Source organism: Wolbachia endosymbiont (group A) of Nomada flava (genome assembly GCF_964027055.1).
GTDB lineage: Bacteria > Pseudomonadota > Alphaproteobacteria > Rickettsiales > Anaplasmataceae > Wolbachia > Wolbachia pipientis.
On sequence record NZ_OZ034725.1, the window covers coordinates 936,604 to 952,038 of the forward strand.

At 34.4% G+C, this 15,435-nt stretch carries 16 protein-coding genes and 3 pseudogenes; 6 read left to right on the forward strand and 13 right to left on the reverse strand.

Features of this window, described 5'->3' with window-relative positions; translation table 11 throughout:
• Positions 1-144 precede the first annotated feature (144 nt).
• Positions 145-1,038, reverse strand: coding sequence for an Rpn family recombination-promoting nuclease/putative transposase (locus tag AAGD70_RS04900; RefSeq protein ID WP_065094620.1), 894 nt, complete (start codon positions 1,036-1,038; stop codon positions 145-147).
• A 97-nt stretch (positions 1,039-1,135) separates the two neighbouring features.
• Here AAGD70_RS04900 and AAGD70_RS04905 point away from each other — a divergent pair, with 97 nt between their 5' ends.
• The 5 genes from AAGD70_RS04905 (at position 1,136) to AAGD70_RS04925 (ending at position 6,143) form a co-directional block, all read left to right on the forward strand.
• Positions 1,136-2,059, forward strand: a complete 924-nt coding sequence (locus tag AAGD70_RS04905) for a helix-turn-helix domain-containing protein (protein WP_065094619.1) — start codon at positions 1,136-1,138, stop codon at positions 2,057-2,059.
• A gap of 170 nt (positions 2,060-2,229) precedes the next feature.
• Positions 2,230-2,886 (forward strand): RadC family protein, encoded by a 657-nt coding sequence (locus AAGD70_RS04910; RefSeq protein WP_065094618.1) that lies wholly within the window; start codon positions 2,230-2,232, stop codon positions 2,884-2,886.
• A gap of 107 nt (positions 2,887-2,993) precedes the next feature.
• Complete coding sequence (locus AAGD70_RS04915) at positions 2,994-4,181, forward strand: hypothetical protein (protein WP_065094617.1); 1,188 nt, start codon at positions 2,994-2,996, stop codon at positions 4,179-4,181.
• A gap of 94 nt (positions 4,182-4,275) precedes the next feature.
• A complete protein-coding gene (locus AAGD70_RS04920; protein WP_082941390.1) occupies positions 4,276-5,190 on the forward strand; it encodes a helix-turn-helix domain-containing protein in 915 nt (304 codons plus the stop codon).
• Positions 5,191-5,228: 38 nt separating this feature from the next.
• Complete coding sequence (locus AAGD70_RS04925) at positions 5,229-6,143, forward strand: helix-turn-helix domain-containing protein (protein WP_065094615.1); 915 nt, start codon at positions 5,229-5,231, stop codon at positions 6,141-6,143.
• A gap of 54 nt (positions 6,144-6,197) precedes the next feature.
• On the opposite strand, the gene AAGD70_RS04930 is transcribed toward AAGD70_RS04925, so the two are convergent.
• The 7 genes and pseudogenes from AAGD70_RS04930 to AAGD70_RS07800 all read right to left on the reverse strand — a co-directional run.
• Positions 6,198-7,118 (reverse strand): patatin-like phospholipase family protein, encoded by a 921-nt coding sequence (locus tag AAGD70_RS04930; protein ID WP_065094614.1) that lies wholly within the window; start codon positions 7,116-7,118, stop codon positions 6,198-6,200.
• Between the two features lie 8 nt (positions 7,119-7,126).
• A complete protein-coding gene (locus tag AAGD70_RS04935; RefSeq protein ID WP_019236453.1) occupies positions 7,127-7,348 on the reverse strand; it encodes a hypothetical protein in 222 nt (73 codons plus the stop codon).
• A gap of 67 nt (positions 7,349-7,415) precedes the next feature.
• A complete protein-coding gene (locus AAGD70_RS04940) occupies positions 7,416-7,949 on the reverse strand; it encodes an ankyrin repeat domain-containing protein (protein ID WP_065094613.1) in 534 nt (177 codons plus the stop codon).
• 52 nt (positions 7,950-8,001) lie between these two features.
• Positions 8,002-8,946, reverse strand: a complete 945-nt coding sequence (locus tag AAGD70_RS04945; protein WP_065094612.1) for a contractile injection system protein, VgrG/Pvc8 family — start codon at positions 8,944-8,946, stop codon at positions 8,002-8,004.
• Positions 8,947-9,156, reverse strand: coding sequence for a tail protein X (locus tag AAGD70_RS04950; RefSeq protein WP_065094611.1), 210 nt, complete (start codon positions 9,154-9,156; stop codon positions 8,947-8,949).
• Entirely contained in the window at positions 9,153-9,500 is a 348-nt protein-coding gene (locus AAGD70_RS04955; RefSeq protein WP_015589018.1) for a phage tail protein, read from the reverse strand. Before AAGD70_RS04955 ends, AAGD70_RS04950 begins: the two co-directional genes overlap by 4 nt.
• Positions 9,500-9,682: pseudogene (locus tag AAGD70_RS07800) on the reverse strand (hypothetical protein); the annotation flags it as partial. The gene AAGD70_RS04955 and the pseudogene AAGD70_RS07800, both read right to left, overlap by 1 nt.
• A gap of 75 nt (positions 9,683-9,757) precedes the next feature.
• Between AAGD70_RS07800 and AAGD70_RS04960 the strand changes: the two are divergent.
• Positions 9,758-10,582 (forward strand): annotated as a pseudogene (locus tag AAGD70_RS04960) (IS5-like element ISWpi1 family transposase).
• 2 nt (positions 10,583-10,584) lie between these two features.
• On the opposite strand, the gene AAGD70_RS04965 reads toward AAGD70_RS04960, so the two are convergent.
• From AAGD70_RS04965 to AAGD70_RS04985, 5 genes and pseudogenes are all read right to left on the reverse strand, one after another.
• On the reverse strand, positions 10,585-12,720 hold the full coding sequence (locus AAGD70_RS04965; protein WP_245611003.1) for a phage tail tape measure protein: 2,136 nt from the start codon (positions 12,718-12,720) through the stop codon (positions 10,585-10,587).
• 109 nt (positions 12,721-12,829) lie between these two features.
• Complete coding sequence (locus tag AAGD70_RS04970) at positions 12,830-13,087, reverse strand: phage tail assembly protein (RefSeq protein WP_065094984.1); 258 nt, start codon at positions 13,085-13,087, stop codon at positions 12,830-12,832.
• An 88-nt stretch (positions 13,088-13,175) separates the two neighbouring features.
• Positions 13,176-13,682, reverse strand: coding sequence for a phage major tail tube protein (locus AAGD70_RS04975; RefSeq protein ID WP_065094985.1), 507 nt, complete (start codon positions 13,680-13,682; stop codon positions 13,176-13,178).
• A gap of 20 nt (positions 13,683-13,702) precedes the next feature.
• A pseudogene (locus AAGD70_RS04980) lies at positions 13,703-14,878 on the reverse strand (phage tail sheath subtilisin-like domain-containing protein).
• A complete protein-coding gene (locus tag AAGD70_RS04985) occupies positions 14,871-15,431 on the reverse strand; it encodes a hypothetical protein (RefSeq protein ID WP_065094986.1) in 561 nt (186 codons plus the stop codon). Before AAGD70_RS04985 ends, AAGD70_RS04980 begins: the two are co-directional and overlap by 8 nt.
• Between the last annotated feature and the right edge of the window lie 4 nt (positions 15,432-15,435).

Genomic DNA, 15,435 nt, shown 5'->3' on the forward strand with positions numbered 1-15,435 from the left:
TTTGGATAACGTTATGATAGTAATTTATATAATTCTATGTGCAATCTTTATAGCCATTTTAGACAGTTCACTAGATTCTTAATTAGGGGATATGTCTAACTTAGAGAAGGTTTTCATAAATGTTAAAGCGAATAAGTAGGAATATCATGTTTTTTCTTTGAGTTGTGAAATTTCAGAATGAGAGAGACCTGTAATTTGAGCTATAACATCAATAGAGACACCGGCCTTGAGTGAGTTTTTTGCAACTTCGATTTTTTCTTCTTGTCTACCTTCTTGTCTACCTTTTTCTTGACCTAGTCTAAGACCCTCATCAAATTTTTGAGCAAAAGCAGCAATCTCATCCATTATACGTTTTTTCATTTGTTCATATGCTAGTAACTCTTCTTCTGACCAATTAAACTTATCCATCTCTTCATAAGCTCGTTTTATTATTACGTCACTACCAACTATCTTATCTAGATCCTCTTCCCTTGTTTCTCCTGCATAGCGAAAAAAGTAACACCATTTTTCTACTATATTTTCTAGTTGGTCTTCTTTTGTCTTTGTAAATTTTGGTAGTTCTATGAATACGAAGTAAAAATCCTTTAAGTCATGTTCAAAGCTATTTTGATCTAAAATGACATGATTAGATTTGTACTCATCCTTATCTGGAAAAATAATACAATCAGCAACAGCAATAAAGATAATTTCCTTGAGATTATGATAATTATCACCTTGATCAGCTTGACTTGAGTAGGCTTTAGCAGCATAATATTGAGCACGCTTTTCGAAGCCTTTGCTCTTAGTGAACTGCATTTCTATGATGTATCTTGAACCTTGAGAGTCCTTACAAAGAACATCAACAATACTCTGCTTTTTAGCGGCAATTTCAGGATCCAAAATGGTAGCTAAGAATTCAACATCGTGAATAGCAGCTAAGCCAGTGAAGCCCAAAATATCGTTCAAGAAATGAATAAGAATATCTTTATTCTTCTCGGTGCCAAATATTCTTTTAAATGCATAATCGTTGCGTGCGTCAAGAAACTTCGAAAGAGCCATGAGAAAGTAAGATAAAAAGCATTAATAATTATACACAATTGTGAAGAAATGTTCAACAATTTTGATTTATGTTAACCTGTATAATATTTATTTCTGTATGGCAAAGCATACTACTACTGTCTCTCTAAGATACCAAATAGCACAAAAAGTAAGAAACTGGAGGTTAAAGCGAGGATATACTCAAAGAGATTTAGCGGGAAAAATCGGAGTAACGTATCAAATAGTACTACAATATGAAAAAGGAACACGAAAAATTTCGATTGAAAAGTTATACGCTATAGCAAAGGTGTTATCAATTAGTATTACGGATCTGATTCCTGTATCAAATGAAAAAATCCGCCTTGAAGACGAGGAAGAGGAAATATTAAATCTAGTAAGAAAATATAAAACGATTAATGATCAAGAGTTGCGCAAGGTGTTTTACTTGCTAACAAAATTTACCCGAGTTGGTGAGAAAAGTAGTAAAAAAGCAGAGAAAGTAAAAATTGCAAAGGGCCTGGTTAAAGCAGGGATTTCTGTTGATATTGTTTCGCAGGCAATTGGCCTCTCTGCTGATGAATGTGTTGAAGAAAAAGTTGGTTCTATCTACTGCCAAATGGGAAAAAAGATAAAGGAGTGGAGGGCAGTACGGGAGTATACTCAAAAGGATTTGGCTGAGAAAATGGATACAACACGTGATGAAATAAGCAACTATGAGCAAGGACGTGTGGCCATTCCACTGGAAAAATTATATGCAATAGCAGAAACATTATCAATTAGCATTACAGATCTGCTCATAGAGGAAGATGAGATAGTAGAAAGTGAGCTACCTGATTTAATAAAAGAATACAAAAAAATTGAGAGTCAAGAATTACGCTATGCGCTAATAAAATCTCTGTTTGAAAGCATACAAATTTGCGAGGAAAAAGTGAAAAGAGCAGAAAAGATGAAAATTGCAAAGGATTTAGTGAAAGGAGGAATTTCTACCGATATTATTTTGCAAATAACAGGCCTCTCTTTAGGCGAAATTCAACAGATTTAAAATAAAAAATCAGTATATATATTAATATCTTTACTCTTAGATGAAAAAATAAGTAAAAAAGATTGAGAAATTGATTTGACTTCACTCGAAAGCTATGGCTCTATGCCAATGCTGATAAAAACAGCAGTAAATATCTAAAAAAAGTTTGTTGTTAGTGAAGGGTAAATTATATGAATAAAAGTAAAGAAGAAATCGAATTCAGAATATTAGAAAGCAAAGGCAAAGCACTACTTGATCGTGAAATAATGGAAACGTTTTTAAGTGCAGTACATGAAAGGCCACAAGCTCAAGAAATTGCTAAAAATCTGGTGAATAGCTATACGGGAGTAGGAAGGATTTTAGGTAGAGAAATGGATGACCTGAAAGTTATAGAAGGAGTAACTGATTCTGCAGTAGCAATGATTATGTGCGTTAAGGAAACACTAGAAAGGGTACTGAGAGAAAAGCTCAAGGGAGAACCAATCATGGACTTACAAGGGCTAGTAGAATACTTGAACGTAAGTATAGGTCATGCAGAGAGGGAATGTGTAAAAATACTGTACTTGAATAAAAGGCGCCAACTAATCGGAGAAGAATCCTATATTGGTGAAATGGAAAAAGCACCAGTGTACATAAAGGAAATTATAAGAAAAGCATTAATAAAGAATGCAACATTAGTAATAATGTCACACAATCATCCTGGGGGACGCTTAGAACCATCAGAAGAAGATCAAGAAGTAACGAAGAGCTTAGCAGCAGCATGTAGTACTGTAAGCGTAAAATTGTTTGACCATATTATCATCACAAGTGGAGGCTATTTCAGCTTTCGAGAAAACGGATTGTTATAGCAGAAAATATTTGCAAATCTACTCACTATAATTTATAATGAGTAATAGAATGTATAATAATAAAGTTTATTGTACGCTTAAAAAGTATTTTTAATAGTGAGGATAATATGGGTAATAAAATAATTGTACCTTTTGATGATAAGAAAGGAGGTACTTATCAATTAAACGTTGATCTTGATAAATTATCAGAAGGTGAGATGTTAAATGCTATTATAGGAATTGGTCGTGTTAACCAGCAGTCCACCTTTGTAAGCAAAACCAATAAGGCTAAAAAACCTGGAGAAGTGCCCTTCCCTAATAGAGACGTTCAAATCAACTACGGAAAGGGACTTGATTACATATATGGCACAAAACCTATAAGTGATCAAGAAGATAAAAATCCATTTACCTCTGCCTTGCAAAAAATAAAGCCAAGTATAAGCGAAAGCGAAAAATTGAGCTGGTTTAAAAGTGCTGTGGTAAGAGCAAAAAGTTTAAAAGAGATGAATAAAGTTATAGATGAAGTAATAGATGATGGAGCAAGGCTAAATGCATGTAATGATGGGGAATGGAGTTTCGCAGAGTATGTAGTATTAGGTACACATTTTCATAAATTTGATAAGGTTGATCGTAAAAAGGTAATACGTAAATTAATGTTAAGCGGTGCAGAGTTTCATGATACTCTACTACAGAATAAACTGATAGGTGAAATCTATAATGAGCTACAACCAGAAATTCAGCCACAGATAGATAAGCAACTAGAAGAACTAGGAAAAGCTGGTGAAAGTGCTGTTCAGGAAGGAGCATTAATAGGTATCGAAATAGATAACAAAATGCTTTTCATGGAATTTTCTGAAGATAGCAAGGTAGAAGTAGCCAAAATACTGGAAGGTATGGATCAAAACAGAAAGTTAGGAAGTAATATTTTAAAAATTGGCAATGATGCAGTTGAGGTTAGAAGGGAGCAAGGAGGTGCAAGAAATTACGTTGATGTATCAGATGGTAGCTCTGTTGTGTTAGAATTTCCTACAAGCATTGGTAAGCTAAATGTTATATTGTACCACGATGTAAAAAAATATGATCAAGTACAAGTCAGAGTAGAAAACAAGGAAATGTGGGCTGAATTACAACAAATAGGGGAAGAAATTGGAAAAAATTGCCTTTTCGGGGGAGTAAAACTTAAAGAAGCAGTAGAGAAAGGTAGTTTCACTAGATGTGGCATATGGAGTGAAAAGCAGAAGGAAGTAAGTGAAAAATTGTTTTCATGGGCAGACAAAGTACGTGAAAATAGTAAAGAAACTTGTAGGGCACTTTAATTCATCTACAACCAATTTAAAGGTTCCAGAGTCTAGCTATTATATCTGGAGCCTTTGAGCTATAATAGAAAATATTATATGCAAGGTTCTTTTTGTGGAAAGAAGTTTAGACTATGAAGTAGGGCAAAAAGTAAAAAATTGGAGGTTAGAGCGAGGGTACACTCAGAAAGATTTAGCAGAGAAACTTGGTGTAAAGTACTGGGTAATACTTCAATATGAAAAAGGGAACCGTAGAATTTCAATCGAAAGGTTGTACGCTATAGCAGGTGCATTGTCAGTAAGTATTACCGATCTCATTACTGCATCAAAGGAGAAAATCGGCTTTAAAAATGAGGAAGGAGAAATATTAAATCTAGTAAGAGAATATAAAAAGATTAATGATCAGGAGTTACGTAAGATGTTTTGTTTATTAACTAAATTTGTCAAAGTTAGTGAAAAAAGTAGTAAAAAATCAGAAAAAATAAAAATTGCAAAGGGTTTGGTTAAAGCAGGAGTTTCTGTTGATATTGTTGCAAAAACAATTGGTCTGCCTGCTGATGAATGTATTGAAGAAAAAGTTGGTTCTATATACTGCCAAATAGGAAAAAAGATAAAAGAATGGAGGCTAGTGAGAGAGTATACTCAAAAGGATTTAGCAGAGAAAATGAATACAACACGTGACGAAATAAGCAACTATGAACAAGGAAGGACTGCTGTTCCACTTGATAAATTATATGAAATGGCAGAAGCGTTATCGATTAATATTACAGATCTACTAATAGAGAAAGATGAAGGTAGTACAGTGGAAAATGAGCTGCTTGATTTGATTAAAGAATACAAAGAAATTGAGAGCCAAGAACTACGGCATGCACTAATAAAGTCTTTGTTTGAAGGGATACGGATTTGTGAAGAAAAAGTGAGAAAAGCGGAAAGGATCAAAGTTGCAAAGAATTTAGTAAAAGGGGGAATTTCTATTGATATTATTTTGCAAGCGGTAGGTTTACCTGTTGATATAGTTTTAGATGGGTAGCTCATGAAAAAATTATAGCAATAAAGTTTTTTTCTTAAATGGAGGTATATGTGTTTGTTTCTGCAAGCAATGTTAGTTATGGAATAGGGCAAAAAATAGAAAATAGTAGGTTAATGCGAGGTCATACTCAAATAGGATTAGCAGGTCAAGTAGGTTTAACATACCAAGAAGTGAACAGCTATGAGAATGGTTATACTCCTATTCCAATTGGAGTACTATATATAATAGCAAGAGTATTATCAGTTAATGCTGTAGATCTATTACCTAAACCAATAACAGTAAGAGAGTATAAAGATGAAGACGAAGAAATACTCTATCTAACGAAAATATACGAGAATCAAAAGTTAGGCAAAATAGTACCTTCATTAGTCAGGTTTGTTCATATTAGCGAAAAAATTAATCAAGAAGAGGCAAGGTTGGAAATAGCAAAAAATCTAGTGAAAGAAGGAGTTTCTACTGATGTTATTTCCCAGGCAACGGGTTTATCTATTTACGAGTATGATAGTACAGAGAGAGAAATCTGCACTGATTCTATATATTACAGAATAGGACAAAGAATAAGAGAATGGAGATTGATAAGGAGATACACTCAAAAAGATTTGGCTGATAAAGTTGGTTTAACACTCAAGGAAATACACGACTATGAAAGAGGGCATACTGCTATAACATTTGATAAATTATATGAAATATCAGATGCATTATCAGTGAATATTAAAGTTCTGCTACCTAAAACAAGAGAAAGCAAAAAGCTATTGAGTTTAATGGATGAGTACGGAGAACAAGAATCATTAGATGCGTTAGTCAAATCTCTATCTGAAGATATGAAAAGTGGCAAGGAAAAAGTTAAAAAAACAGAAAGGATCAAGGTTGCAAAAAATCTAGCAAAGGCAGGTGTTGCTATTGATATTATTGTGCGAGCAAGTGGCCTAACTACTGATGAGTGTGAAAATTGAATTGTGTTAAAGACGGTACTAAGAAATATTATATTAAGATATAAGTAAAAATAGTTATATATTTAATATTTCTATACAGAATTTGTTTATCACTTTTTGATTGTCCTCTATCATTGCCTTTGCCTCCTGTTGAAGAAATTTGATATTTTTTGATGTAATGTTATCCATCTCAGTCGATGCTACTTTCAATTCCGATTGTATTCTTATATATTTATCGTCTATTACTTGTTCTAGTTGATAATCAACGCAATCCAATCCAGAGGCAAACATCACATTCAGTAGTGGCTTGACCCACCCTATTTTGCCAAATTTCCTTGAGTTAGCATACTTTATACTTCTATCTGTTCCACCAGTGCCTATTGATAGCAGTATAATCTCATCATTTGGAAATAACCTCTTAGCACTTGCATATGCACAAGCCGCTGGATTATTAGCAAACACTCCGCCATCTATCAACACTCTCTCTGTTTGGCTAATTTTTAGACGTTTTGGTGTAAAGTACGTTGGGGCAGCTGTTGTAGCTCTGAGTGCATCTTTCAACTTAATGTTTTCTTCTTTCCAACTTTTGAAGAAAAACTCACAACTATTGTGAATGTCATAACTGGTGAGTAGTAGATTACTCGCAACATCGGCCATAGTACTTTCACCAAAGTATTTGTTGAGAATAAATTCCATATTTCTATACGAGTACTGAGAACCACTCAGCCAAGAAGCAATTGATTTTCTCCAAAATGATGATTGAAAGATATATGCTCCATACTCTTGGTAAAGTTCAACCAAATCATTGGCAGAGTATTGAAGTTTATTGCTTTTACAAAGTCCAGCAACAATAATCCCACCGGTTGAGGTGCCTGCCATTAAATCAAAAATCTGGGAAATTGGCTTTTTTGTCCTAGATTCAATTTCTGCAAGAATAATGGCAGGTATTATCCCTCTAATGCCACCTCCATCTACAGATAAAATGTACTTTGTCACTGTAAAATTTATTTGTGTTTGTGAATAGCTTCAAGTTCGTTGACTTCTTCAGTGAGGTTTTTCACTCTCTCTTCAAGTCGATAGACTATTTCGATTAGTTCTTGGTTTTTTTCTATAAATTTATCATGGATGTGTACACGTAAGTCAAGTTTTGCCAACCACCATATGAATCCTACAGTCTGTAGAACTATTGTTATTATTACCGCTATTGGGATTTTTTGCTTTTTCATGTGAAAATATTAACTTGTTATGGATAGTTTTGGAAATTTATATGCAGATTATAGAAAACTTACAGCTTTAGTGATTACTTTTTGTTGATTCGTATTGATCTTCTGCTTTAGCAAGTAGCTTTATGATTTCCTTGTAAGGTTTATCTTTATTGTGCCTTGACCTTAATACAGCTACATCTCTTGGATTTTTTCCATCTGTGTCTCTAATGGTAGGGTCTGCACCTTTGTCTAATAAAAATCTAATTATCTCCAATTTGCTTTCATATGTAGCTGCATGTAAAGGTGTCCATCTTTCATATTTTGTAGCATTTATATCAACTCCTTTTTCTACTAGGAATTTTACAACCTCTGCACATCCCTCTTCTGCAGCATAATGTAGTGCTGTTAATTTAGGGATCTGCACATTAATATCTAATAGATTTTCTACTAAGAATTTTACAGTCTCTAAGTTACAATTTTGAGAAGCAATGCGTAACATCGTTTTATAATTATCTGCAGCTCTTGCCTTCATGTAGGAATAGGTAGCAATAATACATACTATTACTGTTATAAGCCACCAAAAATGCAGCTTGTTTTTTGTATCTTGACCCAATTTATCCATATTCAACATCTTTTTAATATTAAATAGATCATTTACTCATTTTTTATTAACATTACTTACTCAAAGATGCTGACAACATAGTAAGGTAACCTGAGCTATTTAAAGTATGCTCCGCTCTGTTAACTATCCATTCACCATCTACTGCTTGATTAAAAGCTATAAGATTAAGTTTAGCTTCTGCAAATAACTCTGGATTACCAGGTATAGTGATATCCAATACTGCATTATTTCGCTTTAGTTGTTTTAACTTAGCATTTGCTGCACTTAGTGCTGATTCTGCATTTGAGTACATTTCTAACATAATATAACTTGGCTCGCCGCTACCAACTGTTTCTTTAATAGTTTCACCCTTTTCATAGCTATGCCACTTTGCCACTACTGAATTATACTTATCACGTACGGTAAAATGCACTTTCCAGTTAATTGTATCTTGAGGTCTAATAGTCGTTGTTCCTAAAGCTTTTCCTGTGGCTGATTTTGCCATATTCTTTGAAATAAACAATATATACCCACCAGCTAATTTTGCCATTGCTTCACGCTCTGTTGCGATCTTTGTTAACAGACTTATATCACTTTCATCTGCCTGATTAATATGGGGTATCAATACATTCTTAAATTCCTCAGCGACTTTGTATCCATATCCATGTTTTTGGGCTATTTCTTTTACTAAGTTTTCTATGGTAATTTGGCGCCATTCTTTTGATACTTTTGCCTTCAAAGATATTCTTAAATTTGTTGCATGAGCTTTGATTAGTAGAGTCTTAGGTGGACCCTGTATAGTCACTTCGTTGACTGTATATATACCCATTGGAAAGATTCCAAATTCCTTATAACCTAGTGCTATGTTCAATTCATTCGGAATATCTATGTCTTCATCCCTGTAATCAACACACACTTCAACTACATCATCTATTATTCCTGATTCATCTGTAAGGTGCAATGATATAACTCTATCTTTAATTGATTCACATTTATCTATTATAAAATCTGGCTGCATTTATTCCCAGACCTTTAATTTTGACTTTTGTACTGTTTTCTTAATAGTAGGAAGCTTTATCTTTAATCCTGCAGGCAAAAAGCTTCCGTATTCTGCCAAACCTAAGTTCTCTGCTAGTACTAATTCCACTACTCCATCAGTAAATCCGTAATGTTTCCAGCAAATCAGATCTAACATCTCATTTTCTTTACTCACATAGTATACAGTCATCTATAGCTTTTTAAACTCAAACTAAATTCAACTTTTCTTGGTAGTCCATTAGGTAAAAAATACATCTGCTTTTCTTCTAACCTAGTAATTACGAATTGTCCTAAAATATTACCTAAACTATCTACTAAAATATGTGGTTTTTCAGCTTCTTTCACACTCTTTAATTGATTTAGCCCGTTGAGATTATGCAGATAAATCATTCCTTCTAAATCTATATTTTCTACACCTTGACCGATATTTTGTAATAGTGGCATATTTTCAATACACTCAATCGTGCTCCAACGATTTTCTCTGCTATACTTTAAACTTGTGGGAGCAAACTTATACGGACCAAGAGATAGCATCAATAAAATGTCTCTACCGTATCAAATAAAACATCACGTGACTTTTCTCTTATCCTTTTTATTACTTCATCTGCAAGACTACGTACATCTTGGTTAGGTTCTGCTTTAATGCTGATAGTGTAATTATTAGTAATGTTCTGAGTTTTATTTTGTTCTTTATTTTCAAATTTACTCCTTGCAAAGTCAGCAAGTATCTTAGAGGTTGTCCGGAAACAAGTAAAAGGCTATAATATCTGAAATTTTAGTACGGGGTAAAGATGAGAAAAAAGTATCCAACAGATCTAAGCGAAAGGGAATGGGCAAGAATAGAAAAACACTTCAGAGTATCATACAAGAAAGGAGGAAGGCCGCCAAAGTATAGCAAAAGAGAAATATTAGAAGCAATTTTCTATGTATTGCGTACAGGGTGTCAATGGCGGTATTTACCAAATGATTTTCCGCTATGGAAGACTGTGTATGAGCAGTTCAGGCAATGGAAGAAGCAGGGAATTTTTGAGAAAATGAATTATGAAATATAGTAGAAGAAAAATAGGAAGGAATGAGCAGCCGAGTGCCTGTATAGTAGATAGTCAATCTGTAAAGACTACAGAAAAGGGGGGATCAAAGGCTATGATGGAAGTAAAAAAGTAAAGGGTAGAAAAAGGCATATAATTACAGACACTCAGGGTTTTATACTAGGTTGTTACGTAGGCGCTGCTAACGAAAATGATAGAGATGGTATTAAAATAGCATTAAACAATATGAGAACAAAATATACTAAAGTTAAAAAAATGTGGGCTGACATGGGATACCAAGGAAGAAATTTAAAGAATCACATAAAGGAAGAATATGACATAGATATTGAAATTGTTAAAAGGCCTCCATGTAGATTTTGGGTGCACAAAGATACGCCACCTGAGCTACTACCAACAAGAGAACAAGGGTTTAAAGTACAGCCAAGAAGATGGGTTGTAGAAAGGACTTTTGCTTGGGTTAATAGGAATAGAAGGCTATCGAAGGAGTATGATTTACTCACAACATCCACTGAGAATTTCATATACCTAGCTATGAGTAGGGTTATGTTAAAGAGGGAATATGCTTGAATTTACTTGTTTCCGGACAACCTCTTATCGTTTTCTGTGGACTTTTTCTCTTCGATAAGGCTTTTGACTCTAAAGATATTCTTATTTCTCTTGGAAAATTCTTTAATTATACTGTTACCTAACAAAGGATTTCCACTGTTGAAAATGTTGCTCTTTAAGGGAGTATGGACTGCTTTTACTTCAGTAACAATACTTTTCTTTTTTTTAAGCTCTTTCAATGTGCTATTCCCCAATACTTTTCCAAATACACTTTCCCCTATCCATGAAAAAGCTTCTCCTATAGGTTTAATGAGTGATTTTATGTACTCCAAAAAGTTAGAGAAAAAGTCTTTTACCTTTTGCCAGTTAGTTATAACAAGTGCTGCACCAGTAGCAAGACTTGCTATTAAAAGTCCTATAGGGTTACTCATTATAGCGAGTGTTACTGCTCTTAGTCCTGTTACTACTGCAGGAAAAACTGTAGCTGATAAAAATGAAAATACTCCAAGTAGGTTTGCTTTCAGACTAAAAATCGTACTTCCTAGCAATGTAAATCCGTATCCTAGTCCCACTGCTACAATTTTTAAACTTATCAAGGCTGCTACAGTACCCATGATTGCTTTGGTTAAAGTTGGATATTTTTCTGCAAATAACGCTATGCTTCTAGTTTTTTCTTGTAAAAATTCAGCTATAGATTTTAAAGTAGGCAGCATCACTGAACCCAGGTTCATACCAACTTCAGCTATTGCGTTGCGAAGAAGTCGTAATTTACTGGCTGTGGTGTCTACACGGTTTTGAAATTCTTTCTGCAACGAGCTCTTGTACTCTTCTGTGTCAGATAGTAACCTTATAGCATCTTCGTATTTGTTAAAACTTCCAGCTAATAATGCAATATCATCTTGATATTCCTGACCGAAAAGTTTCATAAGGATTGTAGAACGTTCCTGGTTATCCATTTTCTTTAGAGCTTGAAAAAAGTAGAGTAATGCTTCTTCGCCGTTTTCGCTTATTCTTTGTACTATTTCTTCTGCAGTTATGCCCATTTGCTCTAATGCTGCTTTAAAATCCCCTCCTTGTTCTTCAGCAGTCTGAAGTTTACTAAGTAGAGCATTTATAGCAGTTGCAGCTTTTGCTGGTTGTTTACCTAAACTAACGAAGGCATTTACTAAACTACTTGTTTCCTTGATGTCAAGACCAAATTGTTTTGCAGTACCACCAACTATTGCTAGAGCTTCAACCATATCTTTTGCTTTGGCAGCAGTGTTATCTGATAAGTGATTGATTACATTACCAACGTATTCCATTTTACTAACATCAATTCCATAAACGTTAGAGAGTTTAGCTATAGAATCACCTGCTTGCTCTGCAGACATATCAAATGCTGTAGACATTTTTGCCACTGTTTCTGTAAACATAAAAAGATCTTCTTTCTTGATACCAAGTTGACCACCACTTGCAGCTATTTGTGCCAGTTCTGCGGCTGATAATGGTATAGTACGTGACATCTCTTTTAACTTCTTTGCAAATTTAGTTGCTTCATCCGTTCCTTTTTTAAAATCTACCACTTTTGTAACATCAGCCATAGCACTTTCAAAGTCAATTGCAACTTTAACTGGAGCTGCAAGCGTTAGCCCTAGCCCAATAGTCTCTATAATTTGTGACTTAAAATGTGCTTTGCTTGCTAAAAAACTTTGGTGACTACGTATTGCAGATCCAAGCTTACCATACTTACCTTTTAATACTTCAATAGAAGAGCCAAGTTTATGTTGGTCACTTACTAAGTACTTAATATTTCTTCCACTTTTTCTTACTTCTTCATTGAATGAATGCAAGGCATCTCTCTTTTTCAAATATGCTTCTTTTGCTTTTGTTGCAGAAAACTTAGCTTTATCAAACTCAGCTTTTAAAGTTTTGCTTGGTTTCTCTATTGCTTTCATTTGTTTAGCTAAAGATTTTACCTGATCCTCAAAACCTTTCCATGACCTTCTGCTAGTTAAAACATCACTACCCAACTGCTTAAACTTTGATACTGATTTTAAAGATGAGTCAAGCTTTCTCATATTCTCACCAAGACGGGTAAGTTGACTACTACTTCCCTTTATTACAGTATTAAAACTGCCATCAAGTACCGCACCTATTTTTATCGATAATACTGACATTTGAACTTCCTAGCTAATTTGCTCCATAAAATAAACTCACTAATCTCCATATCAAGAATGTGCTCAACTCCACCGCCTATGATAGAGCCAAGCACTAGTATTTCTAATCTCAAGTTTTTTGGATAATTGGTGAAAAAAAATCCTTTAATACCTCTTGCACTTTCACATAATCAGCAATATCTAACTCTTCAATCGCTTCTTTTGCAACTGATGTCAAATTGGCAGTCAAAGTTACTTCCTTACTTAGATCACTACCATTAAGGCGTTCTATTGCTAAATAATCCCTTACTTTTGGACGTCTGACAGTAAGCTCTGAGACAGAAATACCATCAACTTCTATTGGGTTATTAAGTGTTATAGTTTCCATAAAATTCTCCTAAAAAATAAAATATTTTTACACTTTTAAAGTTATTTTAATATACTTCTCCTTAAAAAATAAAATTTCAAATAAGTTTTCATATTCCTAAAACTGTTTGTAGCAAGGCCATTTGATCAACACCGTTAATCTTACGGATCATATTCTCAGCGTCGATTTCTATTAATTCATTACCACCTATAGTAAGTTTATAATAATGGGCAGCTACAGTGCACTTCAGCATTGCTTTCTCAGCAGGTTTCCAATTACCAAAATCAAATTCTTTGAATATGCCTCTGAGATTGATTACTACAGCTTCAATATCGTTACTACCACTCCCTTGCATTCCACCACGGAGCGTCAAAGCTACTGAATTCCCATTTATCAGCCCAAATAGCCTAAAAAGTTCTGTATCGTATTCAGCAAAAGTAAAGTCTGCTTCAAGCTTTTCCATGCCCATATCAATATTTATTGGAATATCCATACCACCAGCTCTGTATTCCTCTGTTTTTATGGTAAGTTTTGGCAAGGTTATTTCATCTATTTTTCCTGCATAACCACGACCATCAACAAATACATTAAAATTCTTTAAAATCTTTGGTAGCATCTTTCTTCCCTTAATAAAATTTACGATATTTTACTATTCACCAACCGTGAACGAAAAGTAATCTGCTCAGCCGGATATGGTGGTGTAAACTCAAAGTCAAAGTATACTTTTCCACTTGCAATGTTTGTTGGTGTATTGAGTTCTGGAGTTGCGTAACATTTTCCACTGATAATTGCTCCTTGTGCTTTTAAACTTGCTAGATAAGAATTCACCCCCTCAATCACATCATCTATGTAAGTTTTGGTAATATTGCAATCAACTGCCCATAAATGAGCTCGAAGTAGACTGTCGTTAATTAAATCTGCAGTACGCCTCACTGATAGAAAAGCCCATTTCGAATCGCTTGAACATGTTCTATTTCCCCAAAGCCTATAGCCATTTTGATGAATTATCGTTGTTACTTCATTTTCATTCAAGTGGTTTGCTCTACAATTTGTATTACCGAGCGTAAAATCAATAGGCCTGCTTGTTCCAACAATGCCATTTATCTCTTTATTTGAAGGTGAATGCCAGAAGCCTTACTCGCTGTCTATCTTAGCTATTAAACCAGCTACAAATGGACTCGATGGCAAGATTTCTTCTTTTCCTTCAATAAATACCTTAACCCAAGGATCAACTACGTAAACTCTTGAGCTGCCTACACTTTTTCTCCATTTTATTGCTTCTTCATCATTAGTATTTGGTCCATCTGCAACAATAATTGCTCTTAATTTTTTTGCTATGGAAATTAAAGCACTCACTACTGAATTTACTCCATCTATTTCAGGTAACTGATGAGTAAACTGAGGTGCAATTAATATTCTTGGAGCAACATGAACTATACTTTCACTACTGAGGAATGCTTGAATCCCTTGATACTCTCCAGTCTCTTTATCAACACCGCCAATTATATTTTTCAGCGTCTCTTCTTCTTTTAATTTTGGATCACTTTCTTTAACTCGAATAACTACTACTGTTGCACCGATTTGGGAAAATATTCCATTTACTGCAGAAGGTAAACTGCCACTCTTTCCGAGCTTTGCTGCTTCCTTTAAGCTTCCTGCAATTAACACTGGTTTATTTAGCGGAAATTTTTGCTCATCAGCTTCAGGTGCAGTACCAATTATACCTATCACTGATGATTTAGCTGTGCGTACTGTTCTTGCTCCTGAGGTTACCTCAATAACATTTACGCCATGTAAAAATTCTTCAGCCATTTCTTTGTATTTTTTTCCTGAAATCATCGAGCAAAGTCTGTAGCTCATTTTCACTCTTGGCTTCTTCAATCTTTCTCTTGGCTAAATCTTCAAGCTCTTCACATTTCATTATTTCTTTTACTGCTTTTTTCACTTTTTCCTCAATTATTCTTGCCATTTCAATAACCGTAATACCACGGACTTTTGCTAAAGGCTCTATAATTTCTGTATCCCTGTCATTTGTAGATTCTGGTGCTGCTAAGATGTTCGCTGCGGCTTTCTCTTGTATTTGATACGATTTAGATTTTTGATGAGATACTCCTGTGTATTGGTTAGTATAGTTATCATAATAAGCACGAAGATTAGAAAGTGCAGAAAACTTCGCATTTTGCAGTAATTCCAATTCAATATCTTCTTGGTTTCGCTGAGCAATTTTGCCTCCCTCTGTTAAACAATAACTTTTTTGCCAATCAAAATCTTCTGGTGCTTCATACCAATCATTTCCAGTTGGCTTGCTTTCAAGTGTTGTTGTTTCAATCTGCTTGTGGTTTTCAAAACGTATGTAAATGCTCACAGTT